23 protein-coding genes and 4 tRNA genes are annotated in these 25,918 nt (G+C 73.8%); 18 read left to right on the plus strand and 9 right to left on the minus strand.

Translation table 11 applies throughout. The annotated features are described in order from the left end of the window. Positions 1-11: 11 nt before the first annotated feature. The 10 genes from AAG589_RS08900 to AAG589_RS08945 all read left to right on the plus strand — a co-directional run bounded on the left by AAG589_RS08900 (position 12) and on the right by AAG589_RS08945 (position 10,778). Positions 12-308 (plus strand): GroES family chaperonin, encoded by a 297-nt coding sequence (locus tag AAG589_RS08900; RefSeq protein ID WP_430567179.1) that lies wholly within the window; start codon positions 12-14, stop codon positions 306-308. Between the two features lie 42 nt (positions 309-350). Beyond that, on the plus strand, positions 351-1,553 hold the full coding sequence (locus AAG589_RS08905) for an acyl-CoA dehydrogenase family protein (protein ID WP_430566880.1): 1,203 nt from the start codon (positions 351-353) through the stop codon (positions 1,551-1,553). Positions 1,554-1,634: 81 nt separating this feature from the next. Then, positions 1,635-1,710, plus strand: a tRNA-Lys gene (locus AAG589_RS08910). Positions 1,711-1,807: 97 nt separating this feature from the next. Continuing rightward, a tRNA-Lys gene (locus AAG589_RS08915) sits at positions 1,808-1,883 on the plus strand. Between the two features lie 202 nt (positions 1,884-2,085). Beyond that, positions 2,086-6,051 carry a metallophosphoesterase gene (locus AAG589_RS08920; RefSeq protein WP_430566881.1) on the plus strand — a complete coding sequence of 1,322 codons (3,966 nt, stop codon included), beginning with the start codon at positions 2,086-2,088 and terminating at the stop codon, positions 6,049-6,051. After that, complete coding sequence (locus AAG589_RS08925) at positions 6,048-7,325, plus strand: HupE/UreJ family protein (protein WP_430566882.1); 1,278 nt, start codon at positions 6,048-6,050, stop codon at positions 7,323-7,325. The genes AAG589_RS08920 and AAG589_RS08925 overlap by 4 nt, the downstream gene beginning before the upstream one ends. Before the next feature lie 17 nt (positions 7,326-7,342). Beyond that, entirely contained in the window at positions 7,343-7,771 is a 429-nt protein-coding gene (locus tag AAG589_RS08930) for a pilus assembly protein CpaE (RefSeq protein WP_430566883.1), read from the plus strand. A 34-nt stretch (positions 7,772-7,805) separates the two neighbouring features. Beyond that, entirely contained in the window at positions 7,806-8,585 is a 780-nt protein-coding gene (gene trmB, locus AAG589_RS08935; protein ID WP_430566884.1) for a tRNA (guanosine(46)-N7)-methyltransferase TrmB, read from the plus strand. 187 nt (positions 8,586-8,772) lie between these two features. Further along, the gene (locus tag AAG589_RS08940; protein WP_430566885.1) at positions 8,773-9,120 is read left to right on the plus strand and encodes a DUF485 domain-containing protein; all 348 of its coding nucleotides are present in this window, start codon (positions 8,773-8,775) and stop codon (positions 9,118-9,120) included. A gap of 47 nt (positions 9,121-9,167) precedes the next feature. Next, positions 9,168-10,778, plus strand: a complete 1,611-nt coding sequence (locus tag AAG589_RS08945; protein ID WP_430567180.1) for a solute symporter family protein — start codon at positions 9,168-9,170, stop codon at positions 10,776-10,778. 94 nt (positions 10,779-10,872) lie between these two features. Here AAG589_RS08945 and AAG589_RS08950 read toward each other — a convergent pair whose 3' ends face one another. The 3 genes from AAG589_RS08950 to AAG589_RS08960 all read right to left on the minus strand — a co-directional run bounded on the left by AAG589_RS08950 (position 10,873) and on the right by AAG589_RS08960 (position 13,440). Then, a complete protein-coding gene (locus AAG589_RS08950) occupies positions 10,873-11,919 on the minus strand; it encodes a glycine betaine ABC transporter substrate-binding protein (protein WP_430566886.1) in 1,047 nt (348 codons plus the stop codon). A gap of 145 nt (positions 11,920-12,064) precedes the next feature. After that, the gene (locus AAG589_RS08955) at positions 12,065-12,763 is read right to left on the minus strand and encodes an ABC transporter permease (protein WP_430566887.1); all 699 of its coding nucleotides are present in this window, start codon (positions 12,761-12,763) and stop codon (positions 12,065-12,067) included. After that, positions 12,760-13,440, minus strand: coding sequence for an ABC transporter permease (locus AAG589_RS08960; protein WP_430566888.1), 681 nt, complete (start codon positions 13,438-13,440; stop codon positions 12,760-12,762). Before AAG589_RS08960 ends, AAG589_RS08955 begins: the two co-directional genes overlap by 4 nt. A 96-nt stretch (positions 13,441-13,536) precedes the next feature. On the opposite strand from AAG589_RS08960, the gene AAG589_RS08965 reads away from it, so the two are divergent. Further along, positions 13,537-14,607 carry an ABC transporter ATP-binding protein gene (locus AAG589_RS08965; RefSeq protein WP_430566889.1) on the plus strand — a complete coding sequence of 357 codons (1,071 nt, stop codon included), beginning with the start codon at positions 13,537-13,539 and terminating at the stop codon, positions 14,605-14,607. 9 nt (positions 14,608-14,616) lie between these two features. After that, positions 14,617-15,522 (plus strand): ATP-grasp domain-containing protein, encoded by a 906-nt coding sequence (locus tag AAG589_RS08970; protein ID WP_430566890.1) that lies wholly within the window; start codon positions 14,617-14,619, stop codon positions 15,520-15,522. A 21-nt stretch (positions 15,523-15,543) separates the two neighbouring features. Here the strand turns inward: AAG589_RS08970 and AAG589_RS08975 are convergent, their stop codons facing one another. From AAG589_RS08975 to AAG589_RS08995, 5 genes are all read right to left on the minus strand, one after another. Further along, positions 15,544-16,827, minus strand: a complete 1,284-nt coding sequence (locus tag AAG589_RS08975) for an MFS transporter (protein ID WP_430566891.1) — start codon at positions 16,825-16,827, stop codon at positions 15,544-15,546. Between the two features lie 242 nt (positions 16,828-17,069). Continuing rightward, a tRNA-His gene (locus AAG589_RS08980) sits at positions 17,070-17,145 on the minus strand. Positions 17,146-17,215: 70 nt separating this feature from the next. Continuing rightward, positions 17,216-17,854, minus strand: a complete 639-nt coding sequence (gene orn, locus AAG589_RS08985; protein ID WP_430566892.1) for an oligoribonuclease — start codon at positions 17,852-17,854, stop codon at positions 17,216-17,218. A 156-nt stretch (positions 17,855-18,010) separates the two neighbouring features. Continuing rightward, positions 18,011-18,190 carry a hypothetical protein gene (locus tag AAG589_RS08990; RefSeq protein ID WP_430566893.1) on the minus strand — a complete coding sequence of 60 codons (180 nt, stop codon included), beginning with the start codon at positions 18,188-18,190 and terminating at the stop codon, positions 18,011-18,013. A gap of 171 nt (positions 18,191-18,361) precedes the next feature. Continuing rightward, positions 18,362-18,438 (minus strand) — tRNA-Arg (locus tag AAG589_RS08995). Positions 18,439-18,538: 100 nt separating this feature from the next. On the opposite strand from AAG589_RS08995, the gene AAG589_RS09000 reads away from it, so the two are divergent. Then, positions 18,539-18,967, plus strand: a complete 429-nt coding sequence (locus AAG589_RS09000; RefSeq protein WP_430566894.1) for a group I intron-associated PD-(D/E)XK endonuclease — start codon at positions 18,539-18,541, stop codon at positions 18,965-18,967. A gap of 10 nt (positions 18,968-18,977) precedes the next feature. Here AAG589_RS09000 and AAG589_RS09005 read toward each other — a convergent pair whose 3' ends face one another. Beyond that, positions 18,978-19,133: a winged helix-turn-helix transcriptional regulator gene (locus AAG589_RS09005; protein ID WP_430566895.1), complete on the minus strand. Its 156-nt coding sequence runs from the start codon at positions 19,131-19,133 to the stop codon at positions 18,978-18,980. Between the two features lie 86 nt (positions 19,134-19,219). Between AAG589_RS09005 and AAG589_RS09010 the strand changes: the two genes are divergently transcribed. From AAG589_RS09010 to AAG589_RS09030, 5 genes are all read left to right on the plus strand, one after another. Next, positions 19,220-20,884: a GTPase gene (locus AAG589_RS09010; protein WP_430566896.1), complete on the plus strand. Its 1,665-nt coding sequence runs from the start codon at positions 19,220-19,222 to the stop codon at positions 20,882-20,884. Next, on the plus strand, positions 20,881-22,470 hold the full coding sequence (locus tag AAG589_RS09015) for a GTPase (protein WP_430566897.1): 1,590 nt from the start codon (positions 20,881-20,883) through the stop codon (positions 22,468-22,470). The genes AAG589_RS09010 and AAG589_RS09015 overlap by 4 nt, the downstream gene beginning before the upstream one ends. A gap of 49 nt (positions 22,471-22,519) precedes the next feature. Then, a complete protein-coding gene (locus tag AAG589_RS09020) occupies positions 22,520-22,999 on the plus strand; it encodes a single-stranded DNA-binding protein (RefSeq protein WP_430566898.1) in 480 nt (159 codons plus the stop codon). A gap of 127 nt (positions 23,000-23,126) precedes the next feature. Beyond that, a complete protein-coding gene (gene ettA / locus AAG589_RS09025) occupies positions 23,127-24,809 on the plus strand; it encodes an energy-dependent translational throttle protein EttA (protein ID WP_430566899.1) in 1,683 nt (560 codons plus the stop codon). A gap of 108 nt (positions 24,810-24,917) precedes the next feature. Continuing rightward, positions 24,918-25,871, plus strand: a complete 954-nt coding sequence (locus AAG589_RS09030) for an aminoglycoside phosphotransferase family protein (protein ID WP_430566900.1) — start codon at positions 24,918-24,920, stop codon at positions 25,869-25,871. Positions 25,872-25,918 lie beyond the last annotated feature (47 nt).

A 25,918-nucleotide genomic window follows, 5' to 3' on the forward strand; every position in this document is an offset into this window, starting at 1 on the left:
TGCCCATCCGCATGCTGCACGACCGCCTGCTGGTGCAGCCGGAGGTGGACTCGGCCGAGCGGCAGTCGACGGCGGGGCTCGTCATCCCCGCGACCGCGGCCGGCGCCAAGCGGCTCGCGTGGGCCGTGGTGGTGGCGAAGGGCGAGCACGTGCGCCAGGTCGCCGTGGGAGACCGGGTCCTGTACGACCCGGAGGACCGGGCCGAGGTGGACCTCGGCGGCACCGACTACGTGCTGCTGCGCGAGCGCGACGTGCACGGCGTGACGGAGACCGAGGACGAGGGCGGCGCGACCGGCCTGTACCTGTGACGCCGCCCTGACGGCACCGCCCGCCGTCGTTACGGTGGGGCCATGACCGGCGACGACGCCCGACCCGACCCGCTCGACCTGCTGGCGCTCGACGACGAGCTGAGCGCGGCCGAGCGGGAGACCCGGGACCGGGTGCGCGCGCTGGTGGACGAGCACGTCCGCCCGCACGTCGCGCGCTGGTTCGCGGACGCGACGTTCCCGCTCGACCTGGTGCCCCGCCTCGCGGAGGCGGGCCTGCTCGGCATGCACCTGCACGGCCACGGCTGCGCGGGGCGGTCAGCCGTCGAGTACGGCCTCGCGATGGCCGAGCTCGAGGCGGGCGACTCCGGGATCCGCACGTTCGTCTCCGTCCAGGGCTCGCTGGCGATGTCCGCGATCGCGAAGCACGGCTCGGCCGCCCAGCAGGAGCGTTGGCTGCCCGGGATGGCGGCGGGCGAGCTCATCGGCTGCTTCGCCCTCACCGAGCCCGCCGCCGGCTCCGACCCGGCGGCGATGACGACCACGGCGACGCGCGTCGGCGACGAGTGGGTGCTGTCGGGGCGCAAGCGGTGGATCGGCCTGGCCTCCGTGGCCGACGTCGCGGTGGTGTGGGCGCGGGCGTCGGACCCGGCCGACGCCGACGACCGGCCGCGGGTCCGCGGGTTCCTCGTCCCGACGTCGACGCCCGGCTTCACCGCGACCCCCATCGAGCCGAAGCTCTCGCTGCGGGCGTCCGTCCAGTGCGACGTCGCGCTCGACGACGTGCGCCTGCCCGCCGACGCGATCCTGCCGCACCACCCGGGCCTGGCCGGGCCGTTCGCCTGCCTCGCGGAGGCCCGTTACGGCATCGCGTGGGGCGCGGCCGGCGCGGCGCGCGACTGCCTCGACGCCGCGCTGCGGCACGCGGGGGAGCGGGTCCAGTTCGGCCGCCCGCTCGCCGCCTTCCAGCTCACCCAGGCGAAGCTCGTGGACATGGCCCTGGAGGTGTCCCGGGCGCAGCTGCTGGCGTTGCGGCTGGGGCGGCTCAAGGACGCCGGACGGCTGGAGCCGCACATGATCTCGGCCGGCAAGCTCGCGAACGTGCGGTCGGCGATCGACGTCGCCCGGACCGCGCGCACCGTGCTCGGCGGCGACGGCATCACGCTGGAGCACTCGCCCATGCGGCACGCCGCCAACCTCGAGGCGGTCCGCACGTACGAGGGCACCGACGAGGTGCACACCCTGATCCTCGGCCGGCACCTGACGGGCCACCAGGCGTTCCGGTGACCTGTCGCGCAGGTCACAGGCCCGACGGGCCGGGACGGTTTCCCGGCAGGCGCGGACGGCTGGTAATGTTTCACCCCGCCAGCGCCATTAGCTCAATTGGCAGAGCAGCTGACTCTTAATCAGCGGGTTCGGGGTTCGAGTCCCTGATGGCGCACCAGCACGAGGTCCCCGTACCGCGGGGACCTCGTCGCGTGAGGACCCTTCCGGTGCGATCCTGCGGGCGTCCTCTGACCAAGCGTGACATGCGTGACCATGCGCCATTAGCTCAATTGGCAGAGCAGCTGACTCTTAATCAGCGGGTTCGGGGTTCGAGTCCCTGATGGCGCACCAGCAAGCCCCGTCCGGCAGTGCCGGGCGGGGCTTCGTCGTGCCGTGAGCAGGTGGCGTCCAGTGGTCGTCCAGAGTTCTCCCGGTCGCCTCCGGCGCGCACCGGGGAGTTCACCCGCCGCGGCCACGCTCTGGTTCCGGGTGAGCCCGGGCTGCCTGGCGGGAGCGCCCTTCCCTCATCGACGACAGGAAGGACGGCACGCTGATGCGGCCGAACCCCTCAGGACGCCTGCGCGCGTCCACCCTCGCCGCCTGCGTGGTGGCGACGGCGCTGGCGCTCCCCGCCGCCGGCGTCGTGCCCGCCGCGGCGGCTCCCGCGGCCCCGGACCCGGCGGCGCCGGCGACCGCCGACGCGCGGTTCCCCGGGTTCCCGGGCTGGCCGGAGGACGCTCCCGCGGCCAAGGAGCGCGGGAAGAAGCCGGGCAAGCCCGGGACCGCGCCCACGCTGACGCCGAAGGACGGCGCCCACCTCGAGGGCGCGGTGCGGTTCGCGGCCGACCCGACCACCGCGGGCGACCCCGTCGGCCGGATCACCGTGGACGGCACGGACGTCCCCGGCCTCGAGACGACGGCGGGCACCTCCGCGCTGACCTTCGACGTCGGGAGCAACTCCGCCGACGTGGCGTTCGGCAACTACCTCGTGGTCAACGGCCACCGCGTCGACCAGGAGCGCACCTGGGTGTCCGAGCGGGTCACGGTCCCGGTCCCGAACGGGTGGCTCGTGCCGGGCACCAACACCGTGGAGATCCACGCGAGCGGCCAGGACTCGTCCTGCGGCGTGAACTTCGACGACTTCGTCGTCTCCGAGGTGCAGCTCGAGCTGCTCGGCGAGACCGCGGCGGACGCCGGCAACGCCTTCTCCTACTCGATGGGCGACGGGTCCTGCGGCAGCAACACCTCGTACCTCAGGACGGCGACCGTGACGTTCGAGCTCGACGAGGCGCCGGGCGCCACCACGGGGCTCGCCGCCGACGTCGACACGACGACGCTCGCGAACGGCACCCACGACGTCGTCGCGACGACCCGCTCGGGAGCGACGGCCACGCACACCGTGCGGGTGAACAACGCACCGGTGGGCGCGCCCGCGCTGTCCCCGGAGGACGGCACCCTGACGCGGGGCGTGCAGACCGTCACGGCGTCCGCCCCGGCCGACGGCGAGGGCGGCACCGCGTCGCTGACCGTCGACGGCGAGCCGGCCGCCGGGCCCGCGACGCTGGGCGAGGGGGTGTCGGTGTTCTCGTTCGACGTCGGCACGAACTCGATCGAGACGCGCTACCAGAACCACCTGGTCGTCAACGGCACCCGGCTCGACCTGCGCGGCGACGGCGGCCGCGACCTCGTGTCCGAGCGGGTCCAGGTGGGCGTCCCGAACCGCCTGCTGCACCCCGGCGAGAACACGATCGCGCTGGTGGCGGGTGACGTGTCGTCGTCGTGCGGGGCGAACCTCGACGACTTCACCGCGTCGGACCTCGCGCTGAGCCTCGCCGACGGCACCGTGACGCCGCCGGCCGACCTGCGGGCCTCGTACGCGATGGGCGACGGGAGCTGCGGCTCGTCCAGCACCGCGCTGCCGAAGGTCGAGCTGACGTGGACGATCGACGCGCCCGGCGTGACGGCCTTCCCGGCCCTCGGGCACGGCGAGGCCACCGTCTCGTTCGTCGTCGGCTCCAACTCGCTCGACGGCTCCGCGACCAACGCGCTGCGGATCAACGGCATCGAGCGGCGCATCGACCAGACCATCGTCGGCGGCCGCGGCGAGATCACGTTCCCGAACGAGTGGCTCCTGCCCGGCTGGAACGAGGTCGACGTCGTCACCGGCGCCTTCGAGAACGACTGCAACCTCGACGACTTCACCATCTCCGACGTCGTGCTGACGCCGGCGTCGGGGACGGCGGCGCAGCAGGACGCGGCGCCGTCGTACGCGCTCGGCGACGGCACCTGCGGCTCCAACCTCAACGCGTTCCGCCAGGTCGACCTGCACTTCCTCGTCGACGCCCCCGCGCGCGGCCTGCGCGCGGACCTCGACACCGCGGACCTCGAGGACGGCGAGCACGAGCTGGCCGCGACCTCCACGACCGGCGAGGTCGCGACCCGCCTCCTCGAGACGGACAACTCCGCCCCGCGCGTCGCGTCGTCCGCCCCGGCCGACGGCGCGCGGATCACGTCCGCCGTCCCGCTCGCGGTGGAGCTCGACGACCCGCACGGCGTCGTCGGCGACGCGCAGGTCACGCTCGACGGCGAGGCCGTCGCGCTCGGCACCCCCGTCGGCCCCGGCCTGACCGCGGGCGAGCACACCCTCGAGGTGGCGACCGCGGACTCCCTCGGCAACGCGGCGACGCGCGAGATCACGTTCACGAGCGCCGGGGTGCCCGACGTCCCGACCGGCCTCGCCCCGGCCCGCGGGGCGACGGACGTCGACTCCCCGGTGACGCTCTCCGCCCGGGTCGCCGGCCCGGACGACGGCCGGGTCACCGCGACGTTCGCGCAGGCGGACGTGCTGCTGCCCGGCGAGGTCCGCCAGGGCACCGCCGACGCCGTGCCGACGGAGCTGAACCCCCGCGGGGCGAAGAAGGCGTCCGCGAAGGGCCTGGCCGCGGGCGACGGCACGACCCTCGCCTCGCCGCAGGCGGACGCCGTCGCCTATCAGCGCTTCGACGTGCGGGTGAAGAGCCGCGAGGAGCACCCGGTCGTGCGCTGGAGCGGCACCGCCGACCCGGCGCGCGAGGTGTCGCTGCTGGTGTGGGACACGACGGCGAAGGCGTGGGACACGCTCGCCGCGTCGCGCGGCTCGGCCGAGGGGGACACCGTGCTCACGGCGCCGGCCGGACCCGAGCACCGCGACCGCGGCGTCGTGCACGTCATGGTCGCGGCCTCTGACCCGTTCGCGGACGACATCGAGCCCGGGCCCGAGGGCTTCGCCGACCCGGCCGACTACGACTTCTCGATCGCGCACATGACGGACACCCAGTACCTGTCCGAGGGCGCCGTCGAGCAGGAGACCGCGCAGGAGCGGGAGATCTGGGAGTCCGCGTACGCCGGCGTGACCGACTGGATCGCCGCGAACGCCGACGAGCGCAAGATCGCGTTCGTCTCGCACACCGGCGACCTCATCGAGAACAACATCCGGGAGCCGAAGGACGACGCCATGAAGGAGCAGGTGACCGGCGAGTTCGAGGTCTCCTCGCGCCACCAGGCGACCATCGACGGCATCCCCAACTCCGCCGTCGCCGGCAACCACGACAACTGGTCCGGGGCGGACGGCGGCGCCGACACGTACAACGAGTACTTCGGCCCCGACCGGTACGAGGCCGCGGCCGAGTCCTGGGAGAACGCCGAGTACGGCTCCTGGCGCGAGGGCGACAACTCCAACCACTACGTCCTGTTCTCCGCGGGCGGGCTGGACTTCGTCGCCGTCGGCATGGGATACGGCGTCACCCGTGAGGAGGCCGAGTGGGCCGACGGGATCTTCGAGCGGTACTCCGACCGCAACGGCATCCTCATGACCCACGCGTACCTCGCGGCCAGCACGCAGAAGGACGGCCGGAACGCGGGCTTCGCCACGCCGGACGGCTCGCCGCTGTACAGGTACGTCGTCGAGCCGAACGACAACGTGTTCCTCGTGCTGGCCGGGCACGTGCACGGCGTCACGACCAACGTCAAGCCGAAGGTCGGGCAGATCGCGGACGGCGTCGTCGAGCTGCTCGCGGACTACCAGGCGTTCACCGTGCCCGCCCAGCGGGTGGGCCTCGGCTCGATCGGGGGCTACGACCCGTCCGAGCGGCTGCGGTTCGGCGCGTCGTACTTCCGCCTGCTGCAGTTCGACGTCGACCGCGCCGAGATGAGCGTCGACACCTACTCGCCGTTCCTCGACGACTTCGGGGCCGACGAGTGGGACCCGGACGCCCGCTACGACTCCACCGCCGACAACGCCGTGCTCCCGGTGGACCTCACCACGCGGAAGACGTCGCTGGTCACGGACTCGCTGGCCGTCTACGCGCCGACCCGGGTGATCGGGACGAGGACCGTCGCGTCGGGGGACGTCGCGTCGGTCCGCTGGGACCGGCTGAAGCGGGACACGCAGTACGCGTGGGTCGTCACGGCCACCACGCGCGGCGGCGGTGTCACCGCCGCCGAGCCGGCCTTCTTCACCACCCGGGGCGGCAAGCGGTGACGTCCACCTCCCCGGCCAGGACGGCGTCGCGTCGCGGCGCCGTCCTGGCGGCCCTCGGGTTCGCCGCCACCGTGCTCGCCGTCGTGCTCGCCGTCGTGGGCCCGGCCGGCCCCGCCGCCGCGCACGACGCCACGACCGACGCGTACGCGCGGGCCACGGCGGGCGACGGCGCCGACGTGCACGTCGCGCTCGACCTCGAGTACGACCTGCTCATGAAGTCCGCATGGCTCACGGCCGAGGCCTACGAGGCTCGCGGCCAGGCGGCGCAGGAGGCGCAGCTCGCCGAGCACGCCGACGAGGTGGCCGCCTACGTCGCCGAGCGGTTCCAGGTGGCGGCGGGCGACGACCTCTGCACCCCGGCGCTCGCGGCCGACCCGACGGTCGGCGACCGCGGCGGCACGCCCTACGCGACGGTCGTGCTCGACTACGCCTGCCCTGCCGGCGAGGACGGGCCCGACGACGAGACCGCGGCGACCCACACGCTGTTCAGCGCGCTCTTCCCGGACACCGAGTCGTTCGTGCACTCCACCGAGACGATGGTCGCGTACGACCTCGACGAGGAGCAGGGCTCCGCCGTGCTGACGCCGTCGGAGCCCACCGTCACCACGGGCGAGCACCGCACCGCCCGTCGGCTGGGCGCGTTCTTCGTGCTCGGGGCCGAGCACCTGCTGCTCGGCCCGGACCACCTGCTCTTCCTGCTCGCGCTCATCGTCGGCTCGCGGCGCCTGCGCGACGTCGTGCTGGTGGCGACGGCGTTCACCGTGGCGCACTCCGTGACGTTCCTGCTCGCCGCGACCGGCGCGGTGAGCGCGCCGGGTGCCGTGGTCGAGCCGGTCATCGCGCTCTCGATCGCCGCCGTCGCCGCGGGACACCTCTGGGCCGCGCGGCCCGGCGCGCCGCCGCGGCTCGACGCGCTGGTCGACGTCGCGACGGAGCCACGGCAGCAGGTCTGGCGACGATGGCACGACCTGACGCGGTCCGACGTCACGCGGCTCGCCGTCGTGTTCGCGTTCGGCCTCGTGCACGGGCTGGGCTTCGCCGGCGCCCTGGGGCTCGACGAGCCCTGGTCGTGGGGGCTGCTCGGCTCGCTGCTCGTGTTCAACGTCGGCATCGAGGCGGTGCAGCTCGGCATCATCGCCGTGGTCTTCCCGCTGCTCGTGCTGCTGCGACGGCGCGCGCCGCACGCGGCACGGTGGGTGACGGCCCTCCTCGCCGCCGCGGTCGCCGTCGTCGGGCTCGTCTGGTTCGTGCAGCGGGTGCTCGGGCTCGGGTGAGGGGCCAGGATGGGTCGATGATCTCCACCGAGCTCGCGGCCCGGCTGCGCGACGCGGGGCTGGTGTGGCGGCCCGCCGACGGCGACCGGTTCCGCATCGACGCCCTCGAACCGACCGCCGACGTCTTCACCGTCAGCACGATGACGATCGAGGCGCACGACTACCCGACCGGCACGATCCTCGGGTTCAACGGCACCACCGAGTGGGCGCTCGACTCCGTGGCCGTCGAGGACGCGCTGTGGCTGCCGCGCGAGGACCAGCTGCGCGAGCTGCTGCGCTCCACCTTCCGGGGGCTCACCCGCACCACCGCCCAGGGCCCCCACGGCGAGGAGGAGGCCTACGAGGTCGAGGTGGAGCTGCTCGGCGAGCCACGGACCTTCACGGACGCCGACCCGGCCGAGGCGTACGGCGCGGCGCTGCTCGCGCTCGTGGAGCTCAGCTCCTGACCTCGGCGCGCGGCGAGCCGCTTACCCTTGAGCCGTGCCTGATCCCGTGACGTCCGAGCCCGTCGACCCGCGCTACCGGCGCCAGCCCGTGAGCTTCGTGCGGCGCAGCGCGCGCCTGACCACGGCGCAGCGCAAGGCGTGGGACACGCGTCGCGACCGGTACCTCGTGGACGTGCCGCGCGACGTCGCCGTGACGTCGGTCGACCCCGCCTGGCGGTTCGACCCCCCGCAGGTCTTCGGGCGCTCCGCCCCGCTGGTCGTGGAGATCGGGTCGGGCCAGGGCGAGGCGATCGTCGCCGCCGCGGCCGCGCACCCCGAGCGCGACCACCTCGCCGTCGAGGTGTACACGCCCGGGCTGGCGCAGACCATCGTCCGCGCCGGGCACGCGGGCGTCGACCCCGGGCGCGACGGCGGCGCCCCCGGCAACGAGCTCGACAACCTGCGCCTGGTGCAGGCCGACGCGGCGGAGCTGCTGGCCACCGCGCTGCCGGAGGCGTCCGTCGACGAGCTCTGGGTCTTCTTCCCCGACCCGTGGCACAAGTCGCGCCACCAGAAGCGTCGGCTCGTCACGCCGGCGTTCGCCGCGCTCGCCGCCCGGGTCGTGCGTCCCGGCGGCGTCTGGCGGCTCGCGACCGACTGGGCGCACTACGCCGACCAGATGCTCGACGTGCTCGAGGCCTCCGACGACTTCCGCAACGCCCACGGGCCGGGGGAGCGCGCGCCGCGGTTCGAGGGGCGCGTGCTCACCAGCTTCGAGAAGAAGGGGTCCGCCGCCGGCCGGGGCGCGGCGGACCTGGAGTACGTGCGCGTCTGAGCCTCGCGTGCGCCGGCCTCGCTCGCCGCCCTGCTCGCCGATCTGTACCGACCTCCGGCACCGACCCGGGACGCGCCCGGGAAGTGACTTGCGCCACAGCGCCTGGCTCTAGCAGGGTGTGGGCACGCGAAACGTTCTCGAACGGGGCAGCGTGGCCCCGTCGATCGCCTGAGCCAACGGAGGCATCATGAGCGACCTGTCCACCGCGGGGCCGCCACCCGGAGAGACCGAGTACCAACGGGTGCAGAGGTCGGACGAGTTCCAGGGGCTGCGGCGCGCCTTCCGGAACTTCGTGTTCCCGATGACGGCGCTGTTCCTCGTCTGGTACTTCGTCTACGTCCTGCTCGCCAACTACGCCCACGACTTCATGAGCATCCGGCTGGGCGACAGCAACATCACCGTGGGCCTGCTGTTCGGGCTCGGCCAGTTCGTCTCCACGTTCGTCATCACGATGCTCTACGCCCGCTGGGCGAACAGGAAGTTCGACGCGCGGGCCGACGCGCTGCGCCGTGAGATCGAGGAGGGCGAGCTGTGAGCGGCATCCTGACCGAGTCCGTCGCGGGGGCCACCGGAGCGCCGGTCGTGTCCGCGGCCGAGGCCACCGACGTCGGCAACCCCTGGGTGAACATCGGCATCTTCGCCGCGTTCGTCCTGGTCACGCTCGTGATCGTGTTCCGGGCGTCGCGGCAGAACAAGTCCGCCGCCGACTTCTACGCCGGCGGGCGCAACTTCACCGGCCCGCAGAACGGCACCGCGATCGCCGGCGACTACCTGTCCGCCGCGTCCTTCCTCGGCATCTGCGGCGCCATCGCGATCAACGGGTACGACGGCTTCCTGTACTCGATCGGCTTCCTCGTGGCCTGGCTCGTCGCGCTGCTCCTCGTCGCGGAGCTGCTGCGCAACACCGGCAAGTTCACGATGGCCGACGTGCTCTCCTTCCGGCTGCGCCAGCGCCCCGTCCGGATGGCGGCGGCCCTCGCGACCCTGCTCGTGGTCTTCTTCTACCTGCTCGCCCAGATGGCCGGCGCCGGCGGCCTCGTCGCGCTGCTGCTGGGCGTGGACAGCCGAGCCGGCCAGAGCCTCGTCATCGCCGTCGTCGGCGCGCTGATGATCCTCTACGTGCTGGTGGGCGGCATGAAGGGCACCACCTGGGTGCAGATCATCAAGGCCGTGCTCCTCATCGCGGGCGCCGCCATCATGACCGTCTGGGTGCTGGCCCAGTTCGGCTTCAACCTCTCCGACCTGCTCGGCGGCGCGGTCCAGGCCGCCGGCGAGGGCGGCGAGTCGCTGCTCGAGCCGGGCAAGCAGTACGGCATCGACGGCACGTCGAAGCTCAGCTTCCTGTCGCTGGCCCTGGCCCTGGTGCTCGGGACGGCGGGCCTGCCGCACGTGCTCATGCGCTTCTACACCGTGCCGACGGCCAAGGAGGCCCGGCGCTCGGTGGTCTGGGCCATCTGGCTCATCGGCATCTTCTACCTGTTCACGCTGGTGCTCGGCTACGGTGCGGGCGCCCTCGTCGGGCCGGAGACGATCAACAACGCCCCGGGCGGCGTGAACTCGGCCGCGCCGCTGCTGGCCTTCGCCCTCGGCGGCGAGATCCTGCTCGGCCTCATCTCCGCGGTCGCCTTCGCCACGATCCTCGCCGTGGTGGCCGGGCTCACGATCACGGCCGCGGCGAGCTTCTCGCACGACATCTACGCCAACGTCATCAAGAAGGGGAAGGTCAAGCCCGACTCCGAGGTGCGGATCGCCCGCTGGACCGTGGTCGTGATCGGCATCATCGCCATCGTGGGCGGCATCTTCGCCCAGAACCAGAACGTCGCGTTCCTCGTGGCGCTCGCGTTCGCGGTGGCGGCGTCGGCCAACCTGCCGACGATCGTGTTCTCGCTCTTCTGGAAGCGGTTCAACACCGCGGGCGCCCTGTGGAGCATCTACGGCGGCCTGATCTCCTGCATCGTGCTCATCGTCCTGTCGCCCACGGTGTCCGGGGACGAGAAGGCGATGTTCCCGGGCGCGGACTTCGCGGTCTTCCCGCTGACCAACCCGGGCCTCGTGTCCATCCCGCTGGGCTTCCTGCTCGGGATCGTCGGCACCCTCCTGTCCAAGGAGAAGCCGCACCCGGAGAAGTTCGCCGAGATGGAGGTCCGTTCCCTCACCGGCGCGGGCGCCGAGAAGGCGACCGCCAAGCACTGACCGCCTGCCTCGCTGGTTGAGCTTGTCGAAGCCCGGCACCCGTTGGTTGAGCTTGTCGAAACCCTCACCGGGTTTCGACAAGCTCAACCAGCGTTCAGCCGGCGGCGGACGTGGACAGGGAGCCGTCGGAGCTGAACACCAGGCCGAGGGTGATCTCGCCCTTCTGCAGCGCCGCCTTGGTGAGCGGCCCGCCGGCGTCCAGGGACCGGAACTCGGAGAACGTCAGGCCGTACGTCTTCTCGAGGCCCGGCTGGCAGAACGGCCGCTCCGTGCACTCCGGCCCGGCGCCGAGCACCAGCCCGCCGCAGGCCGCGGCGAGGTCGCTGAGCGTGGTCAGGTCGTGCTCGGCCGCGAAGTCCTTCGTGACGGCGAACGCGTTCTGGTCCTGCGCGGGGGACGGCGTGCCGAACGCGAGGCCCGCCGCGTCGCCGAGCTCGGTGAGCGCGGCCACGGTCGAGTCCAGGTCGCCGCTGGCCTTCGGCTCCGCGTCCGCCCCGTTGGCGTCCTTGTTGAGGAACTCGGTGAGCGTGCCCACGTACTCGGGCACCATCTGGACCTGCTCGCCCTTCAGCAGCGCGGGCAGGTAGGTCTCGCGGTTGCCGATGGTCGTGACGGTGGCGTCGTAGCCGGCGCTCTCGAGCACGTCCGCGTAGATGTTGCCGAGCGTGGCGCTCTCGGCGAAGTCCGCCGCGCCGATCGCGACCTTCACGCCCTTGCCGGCCGAGGCGTCGTCGGCGGCCAGGCCGGCGTCCTCGACGAACTGGGCGGCGACGTCCTCCGACGTCTTGCGCTCGATGTCGACCGCCTTGTTCAGCCCGATCAGCGTGTCGGTGTCGAGCGCGGCCGACACGGTGTCGAGGAGCGGGATCAGGTCGGGCGCCTGGGACGCGAGGTCGGCGTTGACGGCCGGGATGATGTTGTCCACCGTCTGCAGCTTCTTGTCGTCCTCGAGCACCACGAGCTCGTCGCCCGGGACGGCCTCGCAGGTCGCGGCCGCGGGGCTGCCCGAGGCGGCGGACGTGGATCCGCCACCCCCGGCCGAGCCGGGGTCGCCGCAGGCCGCGAGCAGGCCGCCGACGCCGACGACGGCGGCCAGCGCGGCCGTCGTGCGTCGCAGGGTGGTCGTGGGGTGGGGGGTCATCGTGCTCTCCGTCCGTGGGAGGGGACCGGCAGGGGTGGTGCGGGTGGAGACGAGGGCGATCCGCCCCATTCGACCGCGGCGGCCGGGGCGAGGCAACCGGTTTGTGGTGGATCGACGCCGTGGTGGGCCGGCGTCGTGAGAGTGCTCACCGCCGGGCGGCGGCGCGCAGGGGAGCGGGGGTGACGAGGCGCTGCACGACGGCGAACACGCCGTCGAGCACGAGGGCCAGGGCGGCGACCAGCACGCCGCCGGCGAGCACCTGCCCGTAGCGCTGGGTGCCCATCCCGAGCGCGATGATCTGGCCGAGGCCGCCGCCGCCGGCGAGCGCGGCGAGGGGCACGGTGGCGCTGACCTGCACGACGGCGGTCCGCAGGCCCGCCGCGACCAGGGCCGTGGCCAGCGGGAGCTCCACCCGGGTGAGCACCTGCCGGCCCGGCATGCCGAGGCCGATCGCGGCGTCGCGCGCCGAGGGGTCCGCGCCGCGCACGCCCTCGTACGTGTTGACGAGCAGCACGGGGAGGGCGAACACGGCGGCGGCCACCACGGTGGCGCCGTCGCCGAAGAGCCCCGCGGTCGCCAGGAGCAGGATGATGCCGAGGGTGGGCACGGCGCGGCTGGCGTTGGTGAGCCACACGGTGACGCCGCCGCCGCGCCGGCCGTGGCCGAGCCACGCGCCGACCGGCAGCGCGACCACCGTGGCGATGAGCACCGCCGAGGCCGTGAGCAGCAGGTGCTCCCGGCCCAGCTCGAGGATCCCGCCCGGTCCCGTCCAGCTCAGGGGGTCGTTGAGGTAGGTGACGGCCTGCTCGACGACCCCCGGTGAGGAGCTCGCGGTCGTGGTCATGCGGACCTCCCGCGCAGCCAGGGGGTGAGCGCGCGGCCGGCGGCCCACAGCACCAGGTCGAGCACCAGGGCGAGCAGCACGCAGGCGATCGTCGCCGTGAGGATCTCGGCCCGGTAGAAGTTGTTGCGGAAGCCCTGGAACATCAGCTGGCCCAGCCCGCCGTAGCCGACCACGACCCCCACCGTGACCAGGGCGACGGTGGTGACGGTGGCGAGCCGCAGCCCCGCCACGATGCTCGGCAGCGCGTTCGGCAGCCGCACCCGCGCCAGCACCTGCAGCGGGCCGTGCCCGACGCCGCGCGCGGCGTCGACGGCGGCCGGGTCCACGCCGTCGAGCCCCGTCACGGTGTTGCGCAGGATGACGAGCAACGCGTAGAGCACGAGGCCGAGCAGCACCGGTTGTCGGCCGATGCCCATGATCGGCGCCAGGATCGCGAAGAGCGCGAGCGACGGCACCGTGTAGACGACCGCGGCCGTGCCCAGGAGAGGCCCCGCGAGCCAGCGCACCCGCGAGGCCAGGAGCCCCAGCGGGACCGCGATCACGGCCGCGATGGCGACCGCCTCGATCGTCAGCAGCGCGTGCTCGGTGGTGCGGGCCCACAGCACGTCGGCGTTGTCGGTCACGTACGACCAGGAGAACCACGGGTTGTCCGCAGCGGTGGCGACGGCGGTGACCATGGGCTCGACCGTAGCGGCAGCCCCCGACGCCGGGCCCGGCAGCGCCTCGGCGCGCCGCGGGCCGGCGTGCGGGAGGCCCTCGATAGCCTCGCAGCCATGCCCACCTCCGCCAGCGCGCCCTCCCGGACGCCCGCCCGGCTGTCCGCCGGCATCGAGCTCGACGCCGTACGCAAGGCCTACCCGGACGGCACGGTCGCGGTCGAGGGGCTGAGCCTCACCGTCGAGCCCGGGGAGGTGCTCGCCCTCGTCGGCCCCTCGGGCTGCGGGAAGTCGACCACGCTGCGGATGATCAACCGGCTCGTCGAGCTCACGTCGGGGCGGATCCTGGTGGACGGCGAGGACGTCACGCACGTCGACCCCGTCGCGCTGCGTCGCCGCACCGGGTACGTCATCCAGGACGTCGGGCTGCTGCCGCACCGCACGGTCGAGGCCAACGTCGCCACCGTGCCGCGGCTGCTGGGCTGGGACCGGCAGCGCGTGCGCGACCGCGTGGCCGAGGTGCTCGCCCTCGTCGGGCTCCCTGCGGAACAGTACGGCCGGCGCTACCCGCACCAGCTCTCGGGCGGGGAGCGGCAGCGCGTCGGCGTGGCCCGCGCGCTCGCCACCGACCCGCCCGTGCTCCTCATGGACGAGCCGTTCGGCGCGGTCGACCCCGAGCGCCGCCGCGACCTGCAGAACCAGGTGTCGCGCATCCTCGCCGAGGTCGGCTCCACGGTCGTGCTCGTCACGCACGACGTCGACGAGGCCGTGCGCCTCGGCGACCGCGTGGCGGTGCTCTCCCGCGGCGGGCACCTCGAGCAGGTCGCGTCGCCCCTGACCGTCCTCGCGCACCCCGCGACGGACCGCGTGCGGGACTTCGTCGGCGCCGGCGCGCACCAGCGGATGCTCGCGCTCGCGGCCGTCCGGCGCGACGACCTCGAGGACGCGTCCCTGGTCGTGCAGCCGGCGCCGCCGGCCGTGCCGCTCGGCGCGAGCCTGGCGGACGCGTTCGAGGCCGTGGCGGCGCTGCCGACGTCGTCGCAGGGGCGCGTGCCGGTGACCGACGCCGACGGCGCCGTGATCGGGTCGCTCACCGCGGCCGGGATCCTCGGCGGGCTGCGCCGGGCCGCGGACGCCGCGGCGCCCGCGGCAGACGGCGCGGCGGGCGCGGCGACCTCCGCCGACTAGGCTCGGCGGGTGACCACGACGCGCATCGGCCTCGCCACCTGCTCCGCCCTGCCCCGCCTCGACAGCGACGACCGCCCGCTGCTCGCGGCGCTCACCGAGCGCGGCGTGGTGGCCGAGGCCGTCGTGTGGGACGACCCGGACGTGGACTGGTCGGTCTACGACCTCGTCGTCGTACGCTCGACCTGGGACTACTCGCCCCGCCGCGACGAGTTCCTCGCCTGGGCCGAGCGGGTCCCGCGCCTCGAGAACCCCGCCCGCGTGCTGGCCTGGAACACCGACAAGGGCTACCTGCGCACCCTCGAGGAGGCGGGTGTGCCCGTCATCCCGACGATCTGGCTGGACCCGGACCGGCACCTGTCGAAGCGTGCGGTGCACACGCGGATGCCGGCCTTCGGCGACTTCGTGGTCAAGCCCGTGGTCAGCGCGGGCGCGCAGGACACGGGCCGCTACCAGCCGGTGTCGGCGCAGTCGCGGGCGCTCGCGATCACGCACGCCGTGGACCTGCTCGACGGCGGTCGCGCCGTGATGATCCAGCCCTACGTCACCTCCGTGGACACGTCGGGCGAGACCGGCCTCGTCTTCGTGGACGGCGAGCTGCGGCACGCGGTGCGCAAGCACGCGCTGCTCACCGGGCCCGCGGAGGCCGGCGACGCGCTCTACGCGGCCGAGCAGATGGAACCCGCGGTCGCGACGGCCGAGCAGGTCGACGTCGCGGAGAAGGCGCTCGCGGTCGCGCGCGAGCAGGTCGGCGGCGAGCAGCCGTTCCTCTACGCCCGCGTGGACCTCGTGACCGGCGACGACGGCACGCCCATGGTCATCGAGCTCGAACTCACCGAGCCGTCGCTGTGGATGCAGCACTCCGGCACCGCGGCGACCCTGGACGCGTTCGCCGACGCGATCGTCGCCCGGGCCTGAGCCGGGGCAGGGGGCCGGGACTCACGGGCTGGCCTCGCCGTCGTCGGCCCGGCCGATCCGCAGCAGGGCCGGCACGGCGACCATGAGCACGACGAGGCATACGACGAGCGCGAGGCTCGCCCCGAGCGCGGTGCGCGGCACCCCGACGCGCTCGGCGACCGCGCCGATCACGAGGGTCGCGGCGGGCATGACGCCGATGACGAGCTCCTGCAGCCCGAGGGCCCGGCCGTGCACGGCCGGCTCCGTGACCATCAGCAGCAGCGTGGTCTGCAGCACCCCGAACGCCGCGCTGGCCAGCCCGATGACGGCCATGAGCACGAACGCGGGCGCCGGCGTCGTGGCCAGCGAGAAGGCGGCCCAGGCCAGCCCCCACACCGTCGTCCCGAGCACGAACAGCGCGCCCTTGAACCGGAAGTCGCCCAGGGCTGCGATCGCGAGCGAGCCGACCAGGCCGCCCACGCCGGCGCAGGTGAGCAGCGCGCCGAGCCCCGCGGCGTCGAGCCCGAACGACTCGGCGGCGAAGACGGGCATGAACGACTGGAACACCGGCCACAGGAAGACGTTGGCGGCCAGGGTGACCAGCAGGACGGCGACGGCGAGCCGGTTGCCGGCGACGGCGCGGAAGCCGCCCGCCACCATGGCGAGCACCGACGCGGATGCGTGACCGCCCGGTCCGGTGCGGGTGCGCAGGCGTCGCAGCGGCAGCACGAGCAGCAGCGACGCCACGTACCAGGCGGTCGAGACCCACAGCGCGGCGGGGGCGCCGATCGCCGCGATCATCGCGCCGCCGAGCGCCGGCCCGATGACCTGGGTCATGTTCATCGCCATGGAGTTGAGCGCGTTCGCGTTCGAGAGGTTCTCACGGCCCACCAGGTCGAGCACCAGGGACATCCTCGCGGGCTGGGACGGCGACTGGGCGATGCCGATGGCGAACCCGCCCGCGACCAGCGCCCAGTAGGGGAGCAGGTCGGCGGTCGCGAGGGCGGCGACCACGGCCACGGCGCCCGCGGCCCAGGTGCAGGCGACGAGCAGCAGCCGGATGCGGTCGTAGCGGTCGGCGAGCGCCCCCGCGACCGGTCCCAGCAGCATGGGTGCCAGGCGCGCCGCGGTGTAGACGGCGACGAGGAGCTCCGACCCGGTGAGCTCGAAGGCGAGCCAGCCGAGCACCAGGGTCTGCGTCCAGACCCCGCCGAAGAAGAACAGGTTGGACGCCCACAGCAGCTGGAAGGGGCGGTTGCCCCGCAGGGAGGAGAAGGCGGCGGTGGCCGCGCTCCTCGGTCGGACGGGGGCGGCCTGTCGTGCCACGGCGGCGGTGTCTCCTTCGGTTCGCGGGGGACCGCGTCCCGCGGCCGGGACCGATGGTATACCGGAACGTCGAGGGTCAAGGGCGCGAGGCGCGGGTCCGTCCAGCACGGCGACCACGCCGTCCTGCTGCTCGCGGCTCCGGTCGTCGCGCGCGAGTCGACGCCGGCGCCCGGCCGCGCCCCTCGCCGGAGACGACGAGAGGCCCCGTAGCGTCCGACCGGACGCTACGGGGCCTCTCGTGATGGGGTGGCTAACCGGGCTTGAACCGGCGACCTCCTGGACCACAACCAGGCGCTCTACCGACTGAGCTATAGCCACCACGGCCCGCGACTGCGACGGATGCCGAAGCACCGGGCCGTCGAAAAGTGTACATGCTCCGCGAGGTCGCTCAGGCCTCCGCGCGGTGGCGGGTGACGGAGGTCTCCCTGACGCGCTCGGCGACGGCCCGTGCCGTCTTCGTGTCCGGCCCGGGCTGGGGCACGAACAGGGCCTCGCGGTAGTACCGCAGCTCGTCGATGCTCTCGAGGATGTCCGCGAGCGCCCGGTGGCCGCCGTCCTTCTTGGGGGAGGCGAAGTAGACGCGCGGGTACCAGCGGCGGGCGAGCTCCTTGATCGACGACACGTCGACGATCCGGTAGTGCAGGTGGCCGACGAGCTCGGGCATGTCCCGGTCGAGGAACATCTTGTCCGTGCCGACGGAGTTGCCCGCCAGGGGGGCCTTGCCCGGGTCGGGCACCCACTCGCGCACGTACTCGAGCACGGCCTGTTCGGCGTCGGCGAGCGTCATGCCGCCGGAGAACTCCTCGATGAGGCCGGACGTGGTGTGCATGTCGCGGACGAAGTCGTTCATCTGCTCGAGGGCCGCGGCGGGCGGCGCGATGACGACGTCCACCCCCTCGCCGAGCACGTTGAGCTCGGAGTCGGTGACCACGGCGGCGACCTCGACCAGCGCGTCCGCGCGCAGGTCCAGGCCGGTCATCTCGCAGTCGATCCACACGATGCGTTCGTTCGGGTTCGCGGGGCTCACGGGGTCAGCCTACGGTCCGAACGCCCCGCAGCAGGGTGGCGGCATGACGAGGGCCCCGCTGCTCCGGACGGTTCGATCGGAACGGTCCGGGCCGCGGGGCCCTCGTGGCGGTGTCGTCGCCGGGTCGATACCCGGCGGGCGCTCGCCCGGCGGGTGTCATGCGGTCAGCCGGTCGAACAGCATCCGGGAGAGACCGGTGCGCTGACGACTGGCGTGCGGCTGCCGGCGCTGCTTGCGCTGCTCCTGCAGTCGGCGGACGGTGCGTGCGCGCTCGGCCTCCTCGAGGCGTTCGCGCTGGATGACCTGCACGAGAAGCAGGTTCTCCGGGGGAAACATGGTGATGGTGTCCTTCGTGACGTGGGGTCGTCGGTCCGGGCCAGGGACCACCCGTGCGACCGGTGTAGGACCGGCCGCGCGTCACCGCGGTGCATGCATGAGTCTGCCGGGAAGTCGTCGTCCGGCGCACGGCTTTTTCCCAGGTGGAGCGCCGTCGCTCCACCGAGGAGATGGTGCCCCCGGCAGGATTCGAACCCGCGACCCGGTCATTAGAAGTGACCCGCTCTGTCCAGCTGAGCTACGGAGGCAAGCGACGAGAGTTTAGCCCAGTCGATCCTGGTCACGACCGAGTCGGGACGGTGGTCGGAGGACTGGAGCGATGGAACACCCATCTACTAGTGTGACGGCATGGCGTCGCACCACACCAAGGACAAGGGCGATCTTGGCGTGGCGAAGGCGCACGCGAACCTCGTCGGTCAGGGATTCGTGGTGCTCTTTCCGGCAACCGAGCACGCTCCGTTCGATCTCGTCGCCTATGCGGACGGCGCGTTCTGCCGACTCCAGGTGAAGTACCGCGCGGCGCGTGCTGGCGCTGTCACCGTCCACTTTCGATCCGTCTGGAACGACCGTCAGGGCACTCACGCCAAGCCAACGGACAAGACCGCGATCGACGTCGTCTGCATCTACTGCCCCGACACCGACCAGTGCTATTACGTCCGTCCTGGTGATCACGGCGCGTCGGTCACCCTGCGGATCACGCCGAGCAGGAACGGCCAGCGCAACGGTGTGCTCGATGCCGCCATGTTCCGAGACCTTGCCGACCACGTGCGCCGGTGACCCTGATCGGTCAGGGTCGGGGCATGGCCGCCGCGTCGGCGTGGTCGACCAGCTCGCGGCCTTCGCGCCGGATGCGCTCGGAGCCCCATCGCCCGGGCGGGGCGAGCGTCTCGTTGAGTGCCCGCCCGTGCTCGGTCAGGGAGTACTCGACGCGCTGGGTGACCAACTTCTCGCTCGCGCCGCACGCAGGGATCGGCCCGCCGTGCGGCGCGCGCGTTTGGCACTGAACCCACCAGCGGGAAGGATGTGCCCGTGACACCTTCCCTGGAGACCCGTGCCTCGCGCCGCGCCGCGAGCAGGAAGGACGCCGGGGCGGGCGAGGAGATCGGCGTCACCGTGCACGACGTCGCCCGCGACCTGCGCCGTGACGTCGCGGCGGTCGAGCTACCGCTCCCGATCGACGGCGCCGAGGAGGCTGCCGCTTCCCGCGACCGGCTGCTCGCCCAGCTGGACGAGCACCTCCTTCCGCGGCTGAAGGAGCTGTCCTCGCCGGCCGTCGTCGTCGTGGCGGGGTCGACCGGCGCGGGCAAGTCCACGCTGTACAACTCGCTGCTCGGGGAGACGGTCTCCGAGGCGGGCGTGCTGAGGCCCACGACGCGCGAGCCGGTCCTGGCCCACCACCCGGCGGACGCCGACGTCATGTCGCCGGGGCCCGTCACGGAGCTGTCGCGCGTGGTGCAGCACGAGGGCGTGCCGCGCGGGACGGCGCTGCTGGACGCGCCCGACCTCGACTCGTTCGTCCAGCAGAACCGCTCGACCGCGCAGCAGCTGCTCGAGGCCGCCGACCTGTGGCTCTTCGTCACCACCGCCGCGCGCTACGGCGACGCGCTGCCGTGGCAGGCCCTGGCCCGCGCCACCGAGCGGGGGGCGTCGGTGGCGATGGTGCTCAACCGGGTGCCGAAGGAGACGCTGACGACGGTGCGCGGCGACCTGCTGCAGCGCCTGCGCGAGCACGGCATGACCGACGTCCCGCTGTTCGTGATCCCGGACGTGGGCCCGCACGAGGGGATGCTCGACCCGTCCGTCGTGCAGCCGGTGCGGCGCTGGCTGACCATGCTCGCGGGCCCGGACCGCTCGCGGGCCGTCGTCGTGCGCACGCTCAAGGGCGCGCTGGGCGCCCTGCCGGGGTGGGTCACCTCGCTGGCGGACGCGATCGACGCGCAGCAGGAGGCCGTGCACGTCCTGCGCCGCCGGGTCACCGAGGAGATCCCCGCGGCGGAGCAGCTCGCCCGCGACGCGGTCGCCGCCGGCGTCGTCGCCGGGGCGTCCGTGGAGGCGCGCTGGCGCGAGCTGTCCGGCACCGTGGGCGTCGACCGGGTCAAGGTGCGCGGCGACCGGGCGCGCAGCACGCGGCGCGCCGGCCGCGCCCGCGAGGCCGCGCTCGAGGGCCTGCGGTCCGACGTCGTCGACGCCGCCACGCGCACCCTGGCGGCGTCGGGGGCCCGGGTCGAGGAGCGGCTGCGCGCCGTCCTCGCCGGCCCGGGAGCGCCCGCCGGTGGCGAGGCCGTCGCCCCCGACGGCGCGGCGCGCACCGCGGCCCGCGAGGCCGAGGTGCCGGGCCGGGTGGCGCAGTGGGTCGAGCGGGCCGACGCCCTGGTGGCCGAGCTCGCCGGGGACGGCGCGTCCGCCGCGCGCGTCGAGGCCGCCGTCAAGGCGTTCGGCTCGCGGGGCCTCGCGACGCTGTTCCTCGCGTCCGCCGCGGGCAGCGGCGACGCCGACCGCCTGCTGAGCCGCGTCCTGGGGGACCTGGCCGCCGCACCCGTCGCCACCCTGCGCGACGACCTCGGCGACCGCGCGGCCGCCGTCGTCGACGCCGAGGTGCAGGCCGTGCTGGACGACCTCGGCCCGTCCGAACCCGCCGACGACGCGGCCGCCGGCCTGCGCGTGCGGCTCGCCGAGCTCAGGAGGCTGACATGACCGAGAGCCCGTCCCACGACGCGACGCTGCGCGCCCGCACCGAGGACCTCGCGCAGGCGCTCGAGATCGCCGGCCCGCGCCTCGACGACGCGACGTCGCAGCGCGTCTCGGCCGCGGTCGAGGGGGTGCGGGAGCGCCTCGCGCTCGGCGTGGACCACACGGTCGTGGCGTTCGCCGGGGGCACGGGCTCGGGCAAGTCCAGCCTGTTCAACAAGGTGTCCCGGCTGAGCTTCGCCGACGTCGGCGTGAAGCGGCCGACGACGGCACGCGTCACGGCGTGCTCGTGGTCGGACGACGCGGAGGCCCTCCTCGACTGGGTCGGCGTCGACCGCGAGCGCCGCATCACCCAGGGCGGGGAGCTCGACGGCCAGGACGAGGAGAAGCTCGCCGGGCTGGTGCTGCTCGACCTGCCCGACCACGACTCCGTCGAGCCGGCGCACCGCGAGGTCGTGGACCGGGTGCTGCCGCTGGTCGACCTGCTGGTGTGGGTGGTGGACCCGCAGAAGTATGCGGACGACGCGCTGCACTCAGGCTACCTGCGCGACTCGGTGGGCTCGGAGTCGTCGATGGTGGTGCTGCTCAACCAGGTGGACACCGTCCCGGACGCGCAGCGGGAGAACCTGCTGGCCGACCTGTCCCGCCTGCTCGAGGACGACGGCCTGACCGGCGTGTACGTGCAGGGGGTGTCCGCGAAGACGGGCGAGGGCGTCGACCACGTCCGCGGGCTGCTGGAGGAGGCGTGCGCGCGGCGGTCGGTCGCGGCCGGGCGCGCGGCCGCCGAGCTGGACGCCGCGGCGCGGCTGCTGCTGGCCCAGACCCCGGCCGAGGTGCCGTGGCAGATGGGCCCGGCCGTCGAGCGGGAGCTGGACGCGCTGGTCGCCGCGACGGGCCTGGACGCGGTCGCGAGCCAGGTCGGCAACGCGGTGCGCAACGGCTACGGCCGCCCCGAGGTGCCGCCGCCGGACCGGGACGCGGTCGCGCTGTCGCGGGCCCGCTGGCTCACCCGCGCGGGCGCGTCGTTGCGCCCCGGGTGGCAGCGGTCGCTCGCTTCCTCGGTGGCGGGGGCGGACCAGCTGCGCACGTCGGTGGCGGGCGCGCTGCGCGGCATCGCGCTCGACACGCGCGGGCCCGGGTCTGCCCGGGTGCTGCGCCGCACGTCCTGGGTGCTCGGCGCGCTCGCGGTCCTCGCGGCGGTCGTGGGGGTGCTCGCCCTCACCGGCGTGCTGGACCTCGCCGCGCCCTGGCCGGCGGTGGTGCTCGCCCTGGCCGGCGTGGCGGCCGTGGCCGCCGTGGTGGTGGCGTTCGCGGGGACGGCGTCGCGGCGCGCCCTGGCGCGCAAGCGCGAGCAGGCCGTGGCGTCCGCCGGGCGGGCCGCGCTCGAGCGGGTGCTCTCCGAGGGCCTCGGCGAGCCGACGCAGAAGCTGCTCCTCGAGCACCGTCGCGTGCGTGAGCTCGCGCAGTCGGCGACCGAGCTGCCGACGTCGCAGCCGCTCACGGGGTCCCTGAGGCTGCCCACAGGGTCGGAGCTGACGTCGTCGTCCACAGCGACCGCGAAGGCGGGGGCGCACCGGGCCTCGGGCGACTGATCCTGGGCGCACCGCCGGCGGCCGCCGGCGGCGAGCCCAGGAGGAGCGCATGAACGAGGTCAGCATCACGGTGGGCGGGTTCGTCGGGACGAAGCCGACCCTGCACCGGTCCGACGGCGGCGTCGAGTGGACCACCTTCCGCGTGGCGAGCACCCGCCGGGTGCGCGACGCGCGCAGCGGCGAGTGGTCGGACGGCAAGACGCTGTGGTTCACGGTGAAGTCCTTCCGCGCCGGCGCCCGCCACGTGGCGGAGTCGCTGGCGCAGGGGGACCCCGTGGTCGTCACCGGCCGGATGTCCACCGAGGAGTGGACGGACAAGGAGGGCAAGGACCGCTGGCAGCTCGTCATCGAGGCGCAGGCGGTCGGCCCGGACGTCACCCGCGGGCTGGCGCGCTTCACGCGCGTCGTCGACCGGACCGACTCCCCGGAGGCGGTGGACCCGTGGGCCGGCGCCACGCCGGGGTCGGAGCCGGACGACGACGCCGGGCCGGACCGTGAGGACGCCCGCCCGGTGCCGGTCGGCGTGTGAGGGCCGGGTTCGCGTAGGCTGGTGGACCGGCCGCCATGCCGGTCCTCCAGCGTGCCCGCTGGAGCCTCGAACTTCTCGGACCCGACCCGTCGGGTCTCCGCGCGATCGAACGGTGGAAGCAGAGCCAGTGGCTGAGTTCATCTACTCCATGTACAAGGCGCGCAAGGCGCACGGCGACAAGGTCATCCTCGACGACGTCTCGCTGAACTTCCTGCCCGGCGCCAAGATCGGCGTCGTCGGCCCCAACGGCGCCGGGAAGTCGACGATCCTCAAGATCATGGCGGGCCTCGAGCAGCCGTCGAACGGCGAGGCGCGCCTCTCCCCGGGGTACACGGTCGGCATCCTCATGCAGGAGCCGCCGCTCAACGAGGACAAGACGGTGCTCGGCAACGTCGAGGAGGCGGTCGGCCCGCTCAAGGCGAAGATCGACCGCTTCAACGAGATCTCCGCGCTCATGGCGGAGCCGGACGCCGACTTCGACACCCTGCTCGCCGAGATGGGCACGCTGCAGGAGGACATCGACGCCGCCGACGCGTGGGACCTCGACTCCCAGCTCGAGCAGGCGATGGACGCCCTGCGCTGCCCGCCGCCGGACGCCGACGTCAAGGTGCTCTCCGGTGGTGAGCGCCGCCGCGTCGCGCTGTGCAAGCTGCTGCTGGAGAAGCCGGACCTGCTGCTGCTCGACGAGCCCACCAACCACCTCGACGCCGAGTCGGTGCTGTGGCTCGAGCAGCACCTGGCCACGTACCCGGGCGCCGTCCTCGCCGTCACCCACGACCGGTACTTCCTCGACCACGTCGCGGAGTGGATCTGCGAGGTCGACCGCGGCCGCCTCTACCCCTACGAGGGCAACTACTCCACCTACCTGGAGAAGAAGCAGGCGCGCCTCGAGGTGCAGGGCAAGAAGGACGCGAAGCTCGCCAAGCGCCTCAAGGACGAGCTCGACTGGGTGCGCTCCAACGCGAAGGGCCGCCAGACCAAGTCGAAGGCGCGCCTGGCCCGCTACGAGGAGATGGCCGCGGAGGCGGAGCGGACGCGGAAGCTCGACTTCGAGGAGATCCAGATCCCCGCGGGCCCGCGCCTGGGCAACGTGGTCCTCGAGGCCAGCAACCTGCGCAAGGGCTTCGACGGGCGCCAGCTCATCGACGGCCTGAGCTTCACGCTGCCGCGCAACGGCATCGTCGGCGTCATCGGCCCGAACGGCGTCGGCAAGACCACGCTGTTCAAGACGATCGTGGGCCTGGAGCCGCTCGACGGCGGCGACCTCAAGGTCGGCGACACCGTCAAGATCTCCTACGTCGACCAGTCCCGCGGCGGCATCGACCCGAAGAAGACGCTGTGGGAGGTCGTCTCCGACGGGCTCGACTTCATCAAGGTCGGCAACGTGGAGATCCCGTCGCGCGCCTACGTGGCGTCGTTCGGCTTCAAGGGCCCGGACCAGCAGAAGCCCGCGGGCGTGCTGTCCGGCGGCGAGCGCAACCGCCTCAACCTGGCGCTGACCCTCAAGCAGGGCGGCAACCTGCTCCTGCTCGACGAGCCGACGAACGACCTGGACGTCGAGACCCTCGGCTCGCTGGAGAACGCGCTGCTCGAGTTCCCTGGCTGCGCCGTCGTGGTCTCCCACGACCGGTGGTTCCTCGACCGCGTCGCGACGCACATCCTCGCGTACGAGGGCACGGAGGAGGACCCGGCGAACTGGTACTGGTTCGAGGGCAACTTCGCCTCGTACGAGGAGAACAAGGTCGAGCGCCTGGGCGCCGACGCGGCGCGCCCGCACCGCGTCACGTACCGCAAGCTCACGCGCGACTGAGCGCGGTCTCCACGCACGCACGACGCCCCGGCACCCTCGCGGTGCCGGGGGCGTCGTGCCTCCGGCAAATGCCTGGGAACAGGAGCGCCCGTCGGCGATACTCCTGCGATGACCGCGACGACCACCCGCACCCGCCCCACCTGGCCCGACCTGCCCGCGTCGGTGCGCGGCGCGATCGAGGACCGGATCGGTGCGGCCGTCACGGGCTGGACGAGCCACGACGGCGGCTACTCCCAGGGGTTGGCGTCCACGTTGCGCACCGACCGCGGCGCGGTGTTCGTCAAGGCGGTGTCGACGGAGCACGAGTTCACCGTCCGCCTGTACCGCCAGGAGGCGGAGCGTGCGGCGGTGCTCGACGGGAGCGCGCCCGCGCCGCACCTGCACTGGATGACCGAGGCGGCCGCCGACGGGCACGAGTGGGTGGCCCTGGCCTTCGACGCCGTCGCCGGGCGCGCGCCCGTGCCGCCGTGGCGGGAGGACGAGCTGCGTGCGGTGCTCGACCTCGCCGTCGAGGTGGGGGAGCATCAGGTCGCGGCGGGGGTGCTCCCCGACGCCGGGTCCGAGCTGCCCGCCCGGCTCGTCGGCCGGCTCGCGGCGGAACGGCCGGCGGGACTCGCGTCGTACGACCCGTGGCTCGCCGAGCACCTGGACCGGCTCGCGACGCTCGAGCTCGAGGCGCCGGCGGCCGTGGCCGGCGACCGCCTCGTCCACGGCGACCTGCGCGGCGACAACGCGGTGCTCGTCGAGCGTGGGCGGGGCGGGCTGCGCGCGCTCGCCGTCGACTGGGCGTACGCAGCACGGGGCGCGGCGTTCTGCGACCTGGTGGGCATGCTGCCCGCGGTGCAGGTCGAGGGCGGGCCGACACCGGAGGAGGCGCTGCGCCTGCGCCCGCTGCCGGCGGGTACGGACGAGGATGGCGTCACCGCCTACCTCGTCGCCGAGACCGGATACTTCGTGCACTCATCGCTGCAGCCGCCGGTCCCGGGCATCCCGCACCTGCGGGCGTTCCAGCGCGCCCAGGGCGAGGTCTGCGTGGCGTGGCTGCGTCGTCGTCTGGCCTGACGCGCCCGGCGTGCGGCTGCTCGCGCACGCCTGCTCTGCGCGGATCG

Source organism: Isoptericola sp. F-RaC21 (assembly GCF_038593535.1).
Taxonomy (GTDB): Bacteria; Actinomycetota; Actinomycetes; order Actinomycetales; family Cellulomonadaceae; genus Isoptericola.